This is a genomic window from Desulfovibrio desulfuricans DSM 642 (genome assembly GCF_000420465.1).
Lineage (GTDB): Bacteria > Desulfobacterota > Desulfovibrionia > Desulfovibrionales > Desulfovibrionaceae > Desulfovibrio > Desulfovibrio desulfuricans.
This window is the reverse complement of record NZ_ATUZ01000011.1, coordinates 89,567-105,218: the sequence shown is the minus strand read 5'-3', so window position 1 is coordinate 105,218 and position 15,652 is coordinate 89,567. Positions and strand designations below refer to the sequence as shown.

At 57.8% G+C, this 15,652-nt stretch carries 13 protein-coding genes; 9 read left to right on the top strand and 4 right to left on the bottom strand.

What is annotated here, in order from left to right:
• Nucleotides 1-85 precede the first annotated feature (85 nt).
• From flhB to G449_RS0101975, 9 genes are all read left to right on the top strand, one after another.
• Complete coding sequence (gene flhB / locus G449_RS0102015) at nt 86-1,165, top strand: flagellar biosynthesis protein FlhB (protein ID WP_022657634.1); 1,080 nt, start codon at nt 86-88, stop codon at nt 1,163-1,165.
• Nucleotides 1,166-1,248: 83 nt separating this feature from the next.
• Nucleotides 1,249-3,348 carry a flagellar biosynthesis protein FlhA gene (flhA, locus tag G449_RS0102010; RefSeq protein WP_022657633.1) on the top strand — a complete coding sequence of 700 codons (2,100 nt, stop codon included), beginning with the start codon at nt 1,249-1,251 and terminating at the stop codon, nt 3,346-3,348.
• A gap of 280 nt (nt 3,349-3,628) precedes the next feature.
• Nucleotides 3,629-4,672, top strand: coding sequence for a flagellar biosynthesis protein FlhF (locus G449_RS0102005; RefSeq protein WP_022657632.1), 1,044 nt, complete (start codon nt 3,629-3,631; stop codon nt 4,670-4,672).
• Between the two features lie 33 nt (nt 4,673-4,705).
• Nucleotides 4,706-5,518 (top strand): MinD/ParA family protein, encoded by an 813-nt coding sequence (locus G449_RS0102000; RefSeq protein ID WP_022657631.1) that lies wholly within the window; start codon nt 4,706-4,708, stop codon nt 5,516-5,518.
• Nucleotides 5,519-5,688: 170 nt separating this feature from the next.
• Nucleotides 5,689-6,468, top strand: a complete 780-nt coding sequence (locus G449_RS0101995) for a FliA/WhiG family RNA polymerase sigma factor (protein ID WP_022657630.1) — start codon at nt 5,689-5,691, stop codon at nt 6,466-6,468.
• A 77-nt stretch (nt 6,469-6,545) separates the two neighbouring features.
• Entirely contained in the window at nt 6,546-6,926 is a 381-nt protein-coding gene (locus G449_RS0101990; protein WP_022657629.1) for a chemotaxis response regulator CheY, read from the top strand.
• Nucleotides 6,927-7,216: 290 nt separating this feature from the next.
• On the top strand, nt 7,217-7,885 hold the full coding sequence (locus G449_RS0101985; protein ID WP_022657628.1) for a flagellar basal body-associated FliL family protein: 669 nt from the start codon (nt 7,217-7,219) through the stop codon (nt 7,883-7,885).
• Between the two features lie 137 nt (nt 7,886-8,022).
• Nucleotides 8,023-8,340 carry a hypothetical protein gene (locus G449_RS0101980; RefSeq protein WP_022657627.1) on the top strand — a complete coding sequence of 106 codons (318 nt, stop codon included), beginning with the start codon at nt 8,023-8,025 and terminating at the stop codon, nt 8,338-8,340.
• Nucleotides 8,337-8,762 carry a hypothetical protein gene (locus G449_RS0101975; protein ID WP_022657626.1) on the top strand — a complete coding sequence of 142 codons (426 nt, stop codon included), beginning with the start codon at nt 8,337-8,339 and terminating at the stop codon, nt 8,760-8,762. The genes G449_RS0101980 and G449_RS0101975 overlap by 4 nt, the downstream gene beginning before the upstream one ends.
• A gap of 85 nt (nt 8,763-8,847) precedes the next feature.
• On the opposite strand, the gene G449_RS15600 is transcribed toward G449_RS0101975, so the two are convergent.
• The 4 genes from G449_RS15600 to G449_RS0101955 all read right to left on the bottom strand — a co-directional run bounded on the left by G449_RS15600 (nt 8,848) and on the right by G449_RS0101955 (nt 15,572).
• The gene (locus G449_RS15600) at nt 8,848-9,531 is read right to left on the bottom strand and encodes a hypothetical protein (protein ID WP_022657625.1); all 684 of its coding nucleotides are present in this window, start codon (nt 9,529-9,531) and stop codon (nt 8,848-8,850) included.
• Between the two features lie 176 nt (nt 9,532-9,707).
• A complete protein-coding gene (locus G449_RS0101965; RefSeq protein ID WP_022657624.1) occupies nt 9,708-11,249 on the bottom strand; it encodes an efflux transporter outer membrane subunit in 1,542 nt (513 codons plus the stop codon).
• Nucleotides 11,246-14,452, bottom strand: coding sequence for an efflux RND transporter permease subunit (locus G449_RS0101960; protein ID WP_022657623.1), 3,207 nt, complete (start codon nt 14,450-14,452; stop codon nt 11,246-11,248). Before G449_RS0101960 ends, G449_RS0101965 begins: the two co-directional genes overlap by 4 nt.
• A 7-nt stretch (nt 14,453-14,459) precedes the next feature.
• Nucleotides 14,460-15,572 carry an efflux RND transporter periplasmic adaptor subunit gene (locus tag G449_RS0101955; protein ID WP_022657622.1) on the bottom strand — a complete coding sequence of 371 codons (1,113 nt, stop codon included), beginning with the start codon at nt 15,570-15,572 and terminating at the stop codon, nt 14,460-14,462.
• Between the last annotated feature and the right edge of the window lie 80 nt (nt 15,573-15,652).

The following is a 15,652-nucleotide window of genomic DNA, read 5'->3' as shown; positions in this document are numbered from 1 at the left end:
CCTGCCAGTTCTCTGACGGGCATATTTTTTGCTATTGTCTGGGCAAAGCACTTCGCAGCGCCAATCAAACCAGGGCGGTAAGAGCATGTTCGGTTCACAGCAAGATCCAAGCAGAACAGAAGAAGCCACTCCAAAACGTGTCAGCAAGCAGCGTGATGAGGGCAATGTTCCCAAAGCGCAGGAGCTTGGCAAGGCCGTGAGCCTGCTGGGGGGCATGTGTATTCTTTATGCCTGGATCGGCCCTATGGCCGACAACATCAAGCGCCTTTTCCGCCACTTTCTCAGCCACTCGTGGGAGTTCGATCCCAATCCTGAAAACGTCTACAGCCTCAGCATTGACGTCACGCTTGAAATTGCCCGCATGATCATGCCAATCCTGCTGACTCTGGGATTTCTGGCCTTTCTGGCGCAACGCCTACAGGTGGGCAAACTCTGGACAACCAAGGTGATGCGCCCCAACCTGAAGCGCTTCAACATAGTTCAGGGCCTCAAGCAGATGCTGGCATCGCCGCAAACAGCCCTGCGCACCATCAAGAGCCTGCTGTTTTCTCTTGTTCTCGGCATCATCCCCGGCTGGATCATCTTCAAAGAACATCAGAATTTTCTGCCCATGTACTACGCCAGCACCGAGGGCGTGGCGACCTACATGCTGCAAATGGCCTTCAAACTGACCAGCTACGCGCTGCTGCCCATCATTGCCATTGCCATTTTTGACGTATGGCAGTCGCGCTATGCCTATAACGAAGGCATGAAGATGACCAAGTCAGAAGTGAAGGACGAGCAGAAGCAGGCCGACGGCGACCCCGTGATCAAGGGGCAGCAGCGCAGAAAAATGATGGAAATGATGAGCAAGCGCATGCTTGCCGACGTGCCCAAGGCGGATGTGGTGGTCACAAACCCCACGCACATAGCCGTGGCCCTGAGCTATAATACATCGGAAGCTCCCGCCCCCATCGTGCTTGCCAAGGGCGCGGACCATCTGGCCGAAAAAATCAAGGAAGTAGCCCGCGAAAACCGGATTCCCATTCGCGAAAACGTGCCTCTGGCACGGGCTTTGTATAAGTCCACAGAGGTAGGCGACATGATCCCTGAAGAGCTTTACAAAGCTGTGGCTTCCGTGCTGGCCAGCATCTGGAAGATCAAGCCAAAAGTTGTAAAGCACTAAAAATACATTAAATTTTTTCATATTACCCATACGTTCCAGGGTTAACCCGCTTTCGGGAACCAACGCAGAGAGGTGTCATAAAAATGGCTGCCGCAGTAATCCCCCAGCTTGATTACGCTCGATTTTCAAAAAACGGCGAAATATTTCTTGCAGCCGGTGTGGTCATCATCCTGCTTGTCATGCTGGTGCCTCTACCCACGTTTTTTCTCGATTTCATGCTCTGCGTCAGCATTTCCATTTCACTGCTGGTGCTTATAACCACCATGTTCATGACCTCGCCGCTGGAATTTACGATCTTTCCTTCGCTCCTGCTGGTCACAACCCTTCTGCGGCTGGCGCTCAACGTGGCGTCCACCCGCCTTATTCTGCTCAACGGCAATATGGGCGCAACCGCTGCGGGCGAAGTCATCCGCGCGTTTGGCCAGTTTGTTGTAGGCGGCAGTTACGTTGTGGGCGCCGTTATCTTTATGATCCTGTTCATTCTGAACAAGACCGTTATCACCGCTGGTACCACGCGTATCGCGGAAGTGGCGGCCCGCTTCACCTTGGACGCCATGCCCGGCAAGCAGATGGCCATTGAAGCCGACCTCAACGCCGGTTTGCTGGATGAAGAACAGGCCAATGCCCGCCGCGCAGGGCTGCGCAAGGAAGCAGATTTTTACGGCGCCATGGACGGCGCCTGCAAATTTGTTTCGGGCGACGTGAACGCAGGCATGTTCATCACCCTGGTGAACCTTGTGGGCGGTATCATCATCGGCATGGTCCAGAAGGATATGGACTGGAACACAGCCCTCACCACCTATTCCCTGCTGACCATCGGTGACGGTCTGGTTTCCACCATACCTTCCATCATTGTTTCCACCGGCACTGGCCTGCTGGTTTCGCGCGCCGCCTCCGAAGCCAAGATGGGCGAAGAATTTCTGGCCCAGCTTACCTTCAACAGCCGCGCGCTCAAGATGGTCTCGGGCGTGTTGCTGCTGTTTGCGCTGGTGCCCGGCCTGCCGACCATCCCCTTCCTCTGCATATCCATCCTTATCTTTGTGGTGAGCCGCCTCACGGAAAACAAGGATCAGGAGGCCGCCAACAAGGCCAAGGCTGACAAGAAAAAGAAAAGCGGTTCCGGCACCGCCGACACGCCGGAAGAGGTACAGGCACTGTTGCCCCTTGATACACTTGAACTTGAAGTGGGCTACGGCCTCATCCCTCTGGTGGACGAAGAACAGAGCGGCAACCTGCTGGCCCGCATCCGCTCCATACGCCGGCAGTTCGCGCTGGACATGGGCGTGGTCATCCCCTCGCTGCACCTGCGCGATAACCTTCAGCTCAAACCCGGCCAGTATGCCCTGCTGATCAAGGGCAATCAGGTGGCTTCGGCAGAGATTCTGGTCGATCACTTTCTGGCCATGGATCCCGGCAACGTGACCACCAAGATCAGCGGCATTGAAACGCGCGAGCCTGCCTTTAACCTGCCGGCCCTGTGGATTCCCGACAGCCAGCGTGAGGAAGCCATGCTTGCGGGCTACACGGTGGTTGACCCGGCAACGGTTATCGCCACGCATCTGACGGAAGTGTTCAAGCGTCAGCTGGCCGACTTTCTTGACCGCCAGGGCGTGCAGGGTCTGCTGGACACGGTCGCCAAGCATGCGCCCAAGGCAGTGGAAGACCTGGTGCCCAATGTGCTGCCCCTTGGCGTGGTGCAGAAAGTGCTGCAACTGCTGGTGCGCGAAAGCGTCAGCATACGCGACATGCTCACCATTGTGGAAACTCTGGGCGACTTTGGCACAAGCGTCAAAAATCCCGACACGCTGGCAGAATATGTGCGCGAAAAACTCTCCCGCGCCATTGTACGACCCTATCTGGACAGCCAGGGAACGCTTTCAGTGCTGACCCTTGCGCCCAATGCCGAGCGTATGGTGCAGGAAGGCATTCGCCATGCCGACAACGGCGTGACCTTCCTCTCCATGAATCCGGCTGTGGCCCAGCGGCTGGTGAACAACATCAGCACGGCTGCCGACAATGCGGTGAATACCGATGCCCAGCCCGTGCTGCTGGTGACGCCGATCATCCGCCCGCATCTGGCCCAGATTGTCACGCGCTTTCTGCCCACGGTGCCGGTCATCTCGCAGGCGGAGATTCCGCCCGACATCCGGCTGCAATCGGTGGGCGTGGTAAGCGCCGAATAATCCGGCCAGCCCCGACGTTGCGCGGCGCTCCGACCCCTTGTGTCAGAGCGCCGCTTTATTTTTTATATTCCTCTCCAGCTATCAGGATTCGTTGCCTTTTACCTCCCCACCAGCTAGTATTGTCTATGGCAAATGCTGTGTTCCCATGATTGCTTGTAGTCGCATGGGCCAATACTGCCCAAAAAGTTGGCCCCGAATTTGCAGATACTGGTTTATCGTCAAACAAACGGCACTGATGCGCCGCTGGGCGATATTGAACCGTTAGGCAAAGGAATGGGCCATGCAGGTAAAGACGTTCACAGGGGCCACATCACAGGAAATTCTGGCCAGAATCAAGGCCGAGATGGGGCCTGACGCCGTTATCCTGGGCAACCGCACCTATCGCAAGAACGGTGCCGTCTGCCATGAAATAACTGCCGGGATAGAGCGCCCCAAGGCCGAAGCAGCGCAAGCCGCAGGCACGCCTGCTGGCTGGGGTGAATGGCACAAGGAATGGATGCATCTCAAGGATCAGATTTTTGCCTTGATGAAGCCAGCCATTCAGCTTGAACGCCTCACGCCCCGCCAGCGTGTTGCTCTGGAATATTTGCAGCGAGAAGGTGTTTCTGACTCTGTGGCGGTTGACCTCTACCAGCGATTGCTGGCGGAACCCGGAGCCTCTGTGCTTGAATGCCTCTGCGGCATGGTGCCGGTCAAGGCCTGGGGCGCGGAACAGTGGCGGCAGCGCATCCACCTGATGGCCGGGCCCTTCGGTTTTGGCAAAACCACAACGGCCCTGCGCTTTGCACTGCACATGCGCAAACACGAACCAGAAGCACGCATTGCCTTTATCAACGCCGACTGCCTGCGCGGCAACGGCAGGCTGATTTTGCGCCACTGGGCGGAACTTTCCAATTTTACATACATGGAAGCGCCCGACAAGGCCGCCATGGAACTTGCCCTGACCGCCACACGAGAGGCCCGCGCCGTATTCATTGATGTTCCCGGCCTTGACCGCAACGGCAATCTTGCCCACTGGCGGGCCGACATGGGCCTGGACACAGTGGAAGCTGCTACGCACCTTACGCTTTCGCCATTTTTTGACGCGCTGCAAACACAGGCGTTTTTACAAAGATACAAATTTGAAGGGCCTGGCTCCCTTGTATGGACCAAGCTGGACGAAGCCGTAAGCTTCGGCAATATTGTGAATGTGGCCTGCGCTGCCGGATTGCCGGTTTCAGCACTGTCGTTCGGCGCGGAACTCAAGGAAAGCCTTGCCCCGGCCACCGAGCCGCTGGTCTGGCGTCTTATTTTCAAAAGGCAACTTCCCGGCCAGGCCGCCTAGCGCGGCATGAGCCATAACATGTGGAGCAGACAGATGAGCGGCACTTTCCCTCTGGTTTTTTCCGTCACCTCAGGCAAGGGCGGCGTAGGCAAGACCAATATCTCGGTCAATCTTGCCATTTGCCTGGCGCAGCTGGGCAAGCAGGTGGTGCTTATTGACGCCGACCTCGGTCTGGCCAACGTAGACGTGGTGCTTGGTCTGACCCCGCAGAAGAATATTTTTCATCTGTTTCACGAAGGGGCCACCATTTCGGACATACTCTTTCCCACGCCTTACGGCTTTTCCATCTTGCCTGCTTCTTCCGGCATGAGCGAAATGCTCACCCTTTCCACGGGGCAGAAGCTTGAACTGCTTGAAGCCGTTGATGAAATGGAAGACGGGCTTGACTACCTCATCGTGGATACAGGCGCAGGCATCAGCGACAACGTGCTCTATTTCAACATGGCCGCGCAGGAACGCCTGGTAGTGCTTACACCGGAACCGACCTCGCTCACTGACGCCTATGCTCTCATCAAGGTTCTGAAAAACAATCACGGCGTTGAACGCTTCAAGGTGTGCGTCAACATGGCCCCGGACCTCAAGACGGCCAAGGACATGTTTGTGCGTCTGCATCAGGCCTGCGACCATTTTCTCAGTGGCGTTTCCCTGGAACTCGTGGGCGTTATCCCGCGCGATACAGGTGTGCGCAAGGCCGTGGTGCAGCAGTTGCCCTATTGCATAAGCGAACCGCAAAGCCCGGCGGCAAAGGCCACCATGTCGCTGGCCAAGAACATCAGCGCATGGGAAGCCCCCGAAAACCTCGACGGCAACATCAAGTTTTTCTGGAAAAAACTGCTGTTCCGCTAGAATTGCGGGTGGGATTCCGGGCCTGAAAGGCCTTTGGCAACAGAAACAACGCGCTCTAACCTCAACGTGTCAAAAACGCAGCGCAACCAGCCTTGGCGGGCAGGTGGAGCGAGGCATAACAGGCATCCAGATGCCACGGGGTAGAAGAGGCAAATCCGAAGGAAACCAACATGAAGACCGGCACAGCGCAAGCGCAAGCTCCCTGCCCCTGGGAAGCGCTCGAAACCGGGGCAACCCCTTGGGAGAGCTTTTCACCGGCAGAGCAGGAATCTGTGGTGCGTCACTATGCGCCCAAGATACGCTTTCTCGCTTTGCGGCTCAAAGCCAAGCTGCCGCGCAGCATAGAACTTGGGGAGCTGATTAGCTCCGGCACCCTGGGCCTCATGGAAGCCTTGGGCAAGTTCAGGCCGCAGCTCGGCATCCGCTTTGAAACGTATGCCGAAAGCCGCATCAAGGGAGCCATGCTCGATGAATTGCGCCGGCTTGACTGGTTTCCCCGGTCGTTGCGTCAGCGTGTGCGGGTGCTTGATGAAGCCATGCGCAAGGTTGAACACGAGCAAGGCCGGCAGGCCACCGAGGACGAGTTGCAAAAGATCACCGGCCTCGACATGCGTGATGTGCGGCAGGGTCTTGAAGCCCTGCAAAACCAGCTCTGGATTTCACTTGACGCTATTCAGGACACTATCTCGGGCGAAGGCCCCGAAGGCGGAGAACCCTTCCGCAGCACTGCCCTGCAAGAGCTCATCGAGCGTGTGGCGCCGCTGATCGACCGCTTGACGCCAAGAGAAAAGTTGGTACTCTCGCTGTATTATACTGATGAGTTGAATATGCGTGAAACTGCCGAAGTCATGGGCATCACCGAAGGCAGGGTTTCACAATTACATTCACAGGCCCTGAGCCGCCTTCGCAAGGAATTTCATAATCTCTACGGCGAAGGCACTGAAATATAAGCTTACAACAGACAGTGGCGCACGGCTGCAACGTCTGTTGCAAACCGATATTGACGGCGCTTCAAGGAGTTCTTCTCATGCCTTACAATCCGAATATGCGTGTCCTTGTGGTTGACGATTTTTCCACCATGCGCCGTATTGTGCGCAACATTCTGCGCCAGCTTGGTTTTCAGAACGTGGTGGAAGCCGATGACGGCACCTCGGCATGGGAAGTTCTGAACCGCGAGAAGATCGACTTTATCGTTTCGGACTGGAACATGCCCCAGATGACAGGCATTGATCTGCTCCGCAAGGTTCGCGCAAGCGAACAGTTTGCCAACATCCCCTTTCTGATGGTCACAGCTGAAGCCCAGCAGGAAAACATCATTGAAGCTGTGCAGGCCAAAGTTTCCAACTACATCGTCAAGCCCTTCACTGCGGATACGATGAAACAGAAAATCGACAAGATTTTTCCCTAGAGCATTCCACGTTGAAATACTTGCCAGTGGCAATGTGCATTCGCCCGGCAAGTTTGCGTGGCGCGGGTATACACAAATATCCACGCGGGGCAGCCAGCCTTCTCGCAGGCAACCTGCCCTTGGCCACAGCGCCAAGATTTCCCTGGCTTTGACGGCCCGCTCCTGGCCGGGGTCAGCGCTGCATGCGCTCACCTGGTTCGGAGCGGTTTTTTGTTCTTAGTGGTTGCGGTAGTGTAGTGCTGGTCACGGCATGGAACAGATGAACAGACCGTGATTGTCAGGAGAGGCGCGTGGCTGAAAAGCAGGATTTGAAAGACGCCCCCGTCAAAGATGAACTTCAGGTTGCGGTCAGCCAGGACACAAGCCTGCGCAAGGTCGAACTTGATCTTGACGATGCCCCGTTCCTTGTGGAACAGGCGCCTCCTCCCCCGGCCAAAAACGAAGAAGCCCCACTTCAGGTTGCCGAAGAAGGGGCCGAACCACCCAAGAAGAAAAAAAAGCTGCTGATCATTGCTGCCGCTGCTGGCCTGCTCGTGCTGCTGGTGGCAGGCGCTGCAATCTGGTGGTTTGTACTGCGCACCCCCCCGCCGCCGCCTCCGGAGCAAATCAAGCCAGACGTGATCGTGGTGCCTTCTGCAAAAACACCGACTGCCCAGCCTGACAGCGTCAAGGAACTGGCACCCTTTGTTATTCCCCGGCAAACACCCACGGGGGCGCGCTTTTTGATCTGCAAATTTTCAACAGTCAGCCAAAGCCCCAGGGTGGGCATGGAGATTGACCACAAGCTCATTCCTCTGCGCGATGCCCTGTATTATTACCTGAGCAGCAAGTCGGACGAGTTTTTGCTGAATCCGGCCAATACGGCTACCATTAAAAAAGACCTCAGCGGTGTGCTGAACGATTACCTGACGCAGGGGCGCATTGATGACATTTTGTTTGAGAGTTATCTGAACGAATAGCCACAGCAGCATCTGTCGGGCAGTGAAGTCCGCAAAAGCCATCGCCCGTGGCGCTGCGCAAGGCATAATCCGCTGCTGCATACGCGACCCACTGAATGGGTCGTACAGGCCCCCGGAACCGGCAACAGGAGGCCACCATGAGCGTTGACGCCACCATGGCCGTGCTGTATGCCCAGACCAGCCTGGCCACATCCGTAAGCAATGCCGCTGCTGTCGGCCCGCAGGCATCGGCTGCCATGTCGCGCGTTCTTGCCGCCGCCATAGCTAAGCAGGAGCAGCAACAGGTAACGCGCACAGAACCCGGGAGCCAGACGGCGCTGAACCCGGATGCCGATCACCAGGGCGCACCCCATTTTGGCAGCCGCAGAAGGCGGCGGCCCCCCCCTGAACCGGAAACCCCATCGGGTGAAACTTCATCCCCGCTTGTGGGCAACCTTTTGAACATAAAAGTATGAACGACACCCTGCTTTACGCGCTTATCATGCTCTTTTCCCTCTTCGAGCTTGCCATACTTGGCGGTGTGCTTGTTTTCTACCTGCGCTTGCGCCGGTCAGAAGCCCTGCTCAACGCCTTGCAGGGCAATCAGGACAGCCTGCTGGCGCGCATAGAAATGAACGCCAGGCTGGAAAAGGAAATCGTGGCTACGTTTGCCCAACGGCAAGCGGAATTGCGGAATCTGGACGAAAAGCTTGAAGCGCGTACGCATGAACTGCGCCGCTTGCTGGAACAGGCCGAGGGCATCAGCCGCTCACCCCAGTTTTTGCGGGAACTGATTTTGAATGGACACCGCAAAGGCCTGAACAGTCGGCAGATCGCCAAAAACGCTGGCCTCAGCGTGGATGAAGTGGATCTTATACTTGCGCAGAACGTTCAGTAACGCTCATCCAGCCCTGTAGCTGCTGGGCAGCTATTCCTGCAAGCCCACATTCCCAGACAAACAAGCACTCACTCCGGCGACCGGCCTAGAAGTCAAGCTTGAACTGCATGCCCAGCCCCAGGGCGGATTCCGGCTGCTTGTTGGCATTGGTTCGCTCACGCTGCTCATCCTTGAGGATCAGCTCGGGCCCGACCCTGATGCTCAGGTCATCACCCGCGTCCACATCCGCATAGGCCCGCACAACATGGCGGCTCTGCATGGGGAGGTTTTCGTCCGCCTCCAGTTCATGCTGCCCCTTCTTCCGCCACGCGGAGTCTTCCTGCCCAACGCTCACTGCCATGCCGCTTTTGTGTTCTTCTTTTGTCGGCGGCCCCTTGAGGGCGGAATTGATGCTGGCCGTGGTATTTACTGATTTTTCCTTGGGCGCGTCATCCCCCACGGCCCGCTTTTGCAGATCGTTGGAGCTTGTGCCTTCCCGCCATGCATCACGGCTCTGCGCCCCGCCGCCAAATGCCCACGCCGGGGCGTGGATACCCTTGGAATTCTTTTCCTTCTGCTTGCCCTCGCGCCGGTTTGCCTTGGCGGAGACCCCTTTTTTTTCGCCGGAGCGCTGGGCACTGGATTTTGGGGGGGCACTCTGAGGTGTGCTTTTGTCGGTCTGCTCTGTCGGGGCCGTGTTTTCCTTGGCGCATGCCAGATGCGGCGCAGAGCAGCACAAGCCCAGCGCAACGCAAAGAGAAAGGAAAATCAGGGGCAACTTTTTATCCATGTTTTTCCCTTTACGACAGGCCTGCCCCTTCTGTAAAGCCCCGCGAGCGGGCCGGACTGGCTTCAGCTTCCAGATTACGGGCCAAATATGCACACAACGCACAGTGGGGGAAGCGCCGTCAGACGCCTCCCCCACTGTTTATCAGTCAGCGGCAGCATGCCGCTTCGGTTCGTGTATTATTCGGATTTTGCCGCAGGCGCGCTTGCCCGTCCGCCGGTCTGCTCCTGCAACAGCTTTTCTGTGTTCACCACAGGGAAGCTGGGGCTTGTGCCGGGGTCTTGCCAGCCGCCGCCAAGGGCCATGCACACGCTGACCACGCTATCAAGCCTGTCGCGCAGCGCTGTCGCCAACCGCAGTTCGGCTGCAAAAAGCTGACGCTCGGCGTCCAGCACCGTCAGGTAGTCCGTATAGCCGTTGTCGTATTGCAGGCCAGCAATCTGCGCGGCGCGCCGCAGGCTTTCAACCTGCACCTGCATACTGCGCACGATGTGGTCAGCCTCACGTTGCGAGGTAAGCGACGTGCGGATGTCTTCAAAGGCAGACTGCACGGTTTTACGATACACGGCGATGGCTGCCTTTTTCTGGGCTTCGGCATCCTTGAGGTTATACCAGTTTCGGCCAAAATCCAGCAAGGGCACGGTGCCGCTTGCGCCATAGCTCCATGTGCCAGCGGGGCCGCTAAAGAGGTTGCCCATGGAAGCGCTCAGGGAACCCAGCATGCCCGTAAGGGAAATGGAGGGGAAGAACTGCGCGCGGGCAACGCCGATATTGGCATTGTAGGCCATGATGCTGAATTCTGCTGCGCGCACGTCTGGCCGACGCTCCAGAAGATCAGAAGGCAGACCCGCGGGCAGCACAGGCGGCGCGGGCAACATGTGGATGCCCTGTCCGCGCTTCATGGCCCGATCCATTATGTCGCGGGGCGAACGGCCAAGCAGTACTGCCAGACCAGCCTCAGCCCTGTCCACATCCACAGTGCTGGTGTGCACCTGGGCGCGGGCGGTTTCCACCTCTGCACGGGCGCGCTGCCAGTCAAGCTCGGTTATGTCTCCCTGCTTGTAGCGGGCGGTATAAATCTGGAATGACTGCTCACGCGATTTCAGGGTGCGTCGGGCCGTATCAAGCTGCATGTCCTGCGCCAGCAGGGCAAAGTACCCCTGGGCCGTCTGCCCGGCCACCGAGAGGCGGAGAGCTTCGTGGCCAATGACCGTGTTCATCAGTATATCGCTGAGCATGGTGTACTGGTTGCGGATCTTGCCCCAGAAATCCAGTTCCCAGGAGGCGCTCAGCGCGCCCTGGTAGGCTGTGGTAGAACGCGACATCTTGCTCTGCTCAAAGGGCACCGTGTTGGCGGATTTTTCTGATGCGCCCTGAGCGGCGGCGGAACCGGTGCCGTTGATGACGGGCATCAACGCGGCTGTGCCCACACCCACCTGCGCGGCGGCAGACTCGATCTTGGCCATGGATTCGGCCAGATCCTGGTTGTTCTTCAGCGCTTCTTCAACCAGTTCTGACAGCACAGGGTCGCTAAACCTGTTCCACCAGTCGGTATGCAGGGGCGCTGAGCCCATATCCACTGCCCGCCACTGCTTGGGCATTTCCTGCTCCGGCCTGTCATAGCGCGGAGCAAGAGAGCATGCCGAAAGCAGCATGGCCAGCATCAGCACCAATGCAGGTGTCTTGAGCATTATGGCCGGGGCCTTGCCGGAAGCGCTCATATGTCGTCCTCCTGGTCTTCCGCAAGGTGGTCCCTGCCCGCATTGGGATCAGTTTTGCCCTGCAGTTTCAGTGAGAGTTGCATGATGGCCTTGAAGAAGAACGGCACAAACAGCGTGGCTATGCACGTTGCCGCCAGCATGCCGCCGATGACCGCCGTGCCGATGGCGTGGCGGCTGTTTGCGCCCGCGCCCGTGCTGATGGCCAACGGCACGCAGCCGAGGATAAAGGCAAGCGAGGTCATCACGATGGGCCGAAAACGCAGCTTGGATGCGTGGATGGCCGCCGCATCAAGGCTTCGCCCGGCGCGCCAGGCCTCAACAGCGAATTCCACGATAAGGATGGCGTTTTTAGCCGCCAGACCAACCAGGGTCACTAGTGCCACCTGGAAGTAGATGTCGTTGGAAAGCCCGCGGCCCCAGGTCGCCACCAATGCACCGAACACGCCAAAAGGCACTGCCGTGAGCACTGAAAGCGGCAACGACCAGGATTCATACTGGGCTGCAAGAATCAGGAAGACCATGACCAGCGCCAGCACAAAGATGACTGTGGTGTCGGCGCTTGCCATTTTTTCCTGAAGGGCGGTACCAACCCAGCCCAGCTGATAATCGGAGGACAAGACCACAGAAGCGGCTTTTTCCATTTCGCTGAGAGCCTGGCCCGAAGAATACCCAGGCGAGGGCGCACCCATGATGTGGGCCGCCGGGAACACGTTGTAGCGTTCCACAACCTGCGGAGCTGTGCGGCGTTCAAGGGTCATTACCGCAGTCAGGGGCACCATCTCGCCATTTTTATTGGGCACGTATATGTCGTTGAGGCTTTCAGGCAGCACACGGGTTTCAGACTCAGCCTGAAGCCGAACCTGAAAGGTGCGGCCCATGAGGTTGAAGTCGTTGACGTATGAACTGCCGAAGGTGGCGCTCATGGCCGAATACACATCGGCGATGCTGATGCCCATATCCTTGCAGCGTTCGCGGTCAAGGTTGGCGTAGAGCTGGGGCGAACCAGTAGTGAAGAGGTTGCGCACCATGCCCACTGCCGGGTACTTGGGCGTGCCGTCGGCATTTTTGGAGGTCACTTCAAGCACCAGCTTGTTGGCAGCTTCTTCCATGTCCTTGAGGCTGCCGCTGCCGCGCATCTGCACATAGCCTTCAAAACCACCGGTATTACTCATGCCGCTGATGGGCGGCGGCGTAAAGCCCAAGATAAAGGCCTCGGGCTGCATCACGGTTACAGCGCCCACCGAATTCACGATGACGCTGGCTGCATCCTTGGGATCCTTGCGTTCTCCCCAGGGCTTGAGCAGGGCAAAGAAGGTGCCGTAGTTACTCTTGGCAGCCATGGAGGTGATGTCCAGACCGGAGAGCGTGCCCACGCTCAAGACCGCAGGGTTCTTGAGCATGAAGTCGGTAAGCACCTTGTTGACCGCGCGGGTGCGGGGCTGGGCCGCGCCATCGTCCAGAATGGCCAGACCAAGCAGGTAGCCCTGGTCTTCATCCGGCACAAGGCCGCCGGGCACTACGCGGAACAGCCCCACGATGCACAGAACCATGACTACGCAGAGCGCCAGCGCACGCCAGGCGGAGGCTTTGACAAAACGCACGGCGTTTACATAGCGGCGGGTAATGCGACCAAACACATAGTTGAACCACACAAAGCCCTTGGCAGGCGTGTGGTCATGGGCATGCGGCTTGAGCAGCAGGGCGCAGAGCGCCGGAGTGAGCGTCAGCGCCACAATGCCCGAAAGCACCACCGATACCGAGATCGTAATGGCAAACTGCTTGTACATCTGCCCCGCAAGGCCGCCCATGAACGAAACAGGGATAAACACGGCGCACAGCACAAGCACAATGGCGATAACCGGGGCCGTAACTTCGTTCATGGCCTTTGCTGTCGCCTCCCTGGGCGGCAGATGCTCCGAACTCATGATACGTTCAACGTTTTCAAGCACAACGATGGCGTCGTCCACCACGATACCGATGGCAAGCACCAGAGCGAACAGCGTAAGCGTGTTGATGGTGTAGCCAAAGGCGTACAGACCCGCGAACGTGCCTATAATGGATACAGGTACGGCAATGCAGGGAATGAGCGTGGCGCGCCAGTTTTGCAGAAAGACGTAAACAACGATGAACACCAGGATCATGGCTTCGACAAGGGTGCTCACCACTTCCTTGATGGATTCGATAACGAAGTCGTTGTTGTCCACCAGCAGGGTGTAAGCCAGACCATCGGGCATGCGCGAGGCAATGTCCTCCAGCTTGGCCTTTACCATATCGCCGGTGGCGATGGCGTTGGCGCCCGGCAACAGATACACGGCGCCCATGCGGGCACCCATGCCGTTGTAGCTGGAAAGAACGCTGTAGTCCTTGCCGCCCAGTTCTATACGCGCCACATCCTTGAGCCGCAGCATGGCGCTGTCGTCTCCGGTGCGGATGATGATTTCGCCAAATTCTTCAGGCGTTACAAGGCGGCCCTGGGTATCGATCTGCCAGGTAAGCTGGGTGGAGTCGGCCGTGGGCATGTCGCCCAGACGTCCAGGGGCGTACTGCGAGTTCTGCTCCTGAATGGCCGAGGTTACCTGCTTTGTGGTAATGCCGTACTTGGCGAGCTTGTCCGGTTGCAGCCAGATACGCATGGAGTAGTCCATGCTGCCAAAAAGTGAGCAGTCGCCCACGCCGTTGAGGCGCTTGAGTTCGTCAACCACGTTGACCTGGGCCCAGTTGTGGATGAACACGTCGCTATAGCGCCCGTCGGGCGAATAGAAACAGAACACCTGCAACATGGCGGGCGAACGCTTGACGACCGTGACGCCCTGCCTGCGCACATCTTCCGGCAAGGTGGCCTGGGCCAGGTTAACCTTGTTGTTCACGTTGACCAGGGCCATGTTGGCATCACTGCCCAGCTTGAAGTACACGTTGATGTTGCCCGAGCCGGAACCCGAAGCGGCAATGGAAGTCATGTAGAGCATGTTTTCCACACCGTTGATATTCACTTCGAGGGGAGCCAGAACCGTGGAGGCAATGGTTTCCGCAGAAGCGCCGGGGTACGACACGCTCACGTTGACCGTGGGCGGCACAAGGTCGGGGTATTGTGCGATGGGCAGGGCCTTCATGGCCAGCGCGCCCACCAGGGTTATGACGATAGAGATAACGGCCGACAGAACCGGCCTGCGCAAAAAGAAATTCGGCTTTGTAGAAACAGCCATATGCTACCTACTTCTTCGGCGCGGCATCCTGGGGCTGCTGCCCACCGGCTTGCTGCACGCGCACTTGAGTCCCGGGGCGGGCTTTGATGATACCTTCACTGATGATGCGTTCCCCGCCCTTGAGGCCGGAACCCACCAGATATTGATCTCCCACAGCCACAGTCACCGTGATGGGAATGGGGTAGACCTTGTCGTCCTTGTCCAGCCCCATGACCACGGTACCCTTCTGGGTCACGATAACGCACTTTTGCGGAATAAGAATGGCGTTCTTGAGGATGTCGCCTTCCACAAACAGGCGCACATACTGCCCGGGCATAATCTGCCCGTCGGCATTGGGAAACACCGCGCGGGCCTTGATAACGCCCGTGGTGGGCTGCACCTGGCTATCGATAAAGGTCACGTCGCCTTCCGTGCCGTACATGGTGCCATCCAGCAGGCGCAATCTGGCCTTGTAGCGGTTGTCCTTCGGGAACACCAGGATGCCCGAGGCTGCAAGCTGCTGGCGCTGCATTCGGTCAGGCGCGGCAATGGAAAAGTCAATGTACATGGGGTCTGTCTGGTTCACATAGGTAAGCAGCGAGTTGTTGCTCACCAGGTTGCCGGGTGTGTAGTTTTCCTTGCTGCTGTAGCCGGAAACAGGAGCCACCACCTGGCAGTAATCCAGATTGATCTTGGCCTGACGCAGGGATGCCTTGGCGCTGTCGTACGCGGCCAAGGCAGAATCGCGGTCTTTCTGGGAAACGGCGTTCTTTTCGTACAGGGGACGAATGCGCTTCCATTCACGTTCCGCGTTCACGTACTGGGCCTGCGCCTGCTGTACCTGGGCTTCGTACTGGTCGCGTTCAAGCTGGAACATCTGCTGTCCGGCCTTAACGAAATCGCCTTCGTTATACAGACGCTTTTCAATAATACCCTGAACGCGGGCGCGCACTTCAACAGCGCGTGAACCTGAGGCCTGCGCCTGGAACTGGCTGGGCCAGGAGGCATCGGCGACGGTTACTTCAACAGCCGACACCGGCAAGCGCATGTCGGGTTGTCCTTTTTTGTCGCTCTGGCAGGCGACAAGGGCAAGGCAAAGCCCCAATACAACTGAAATTTTCGCAATAGGTCTGATACTCATGAATAACTCCATATGGCGTGGCGCACGGCGCTCAAAACACGCACGGCGTAACGGCGGCGGCTTAATTTTCCACCGAGACG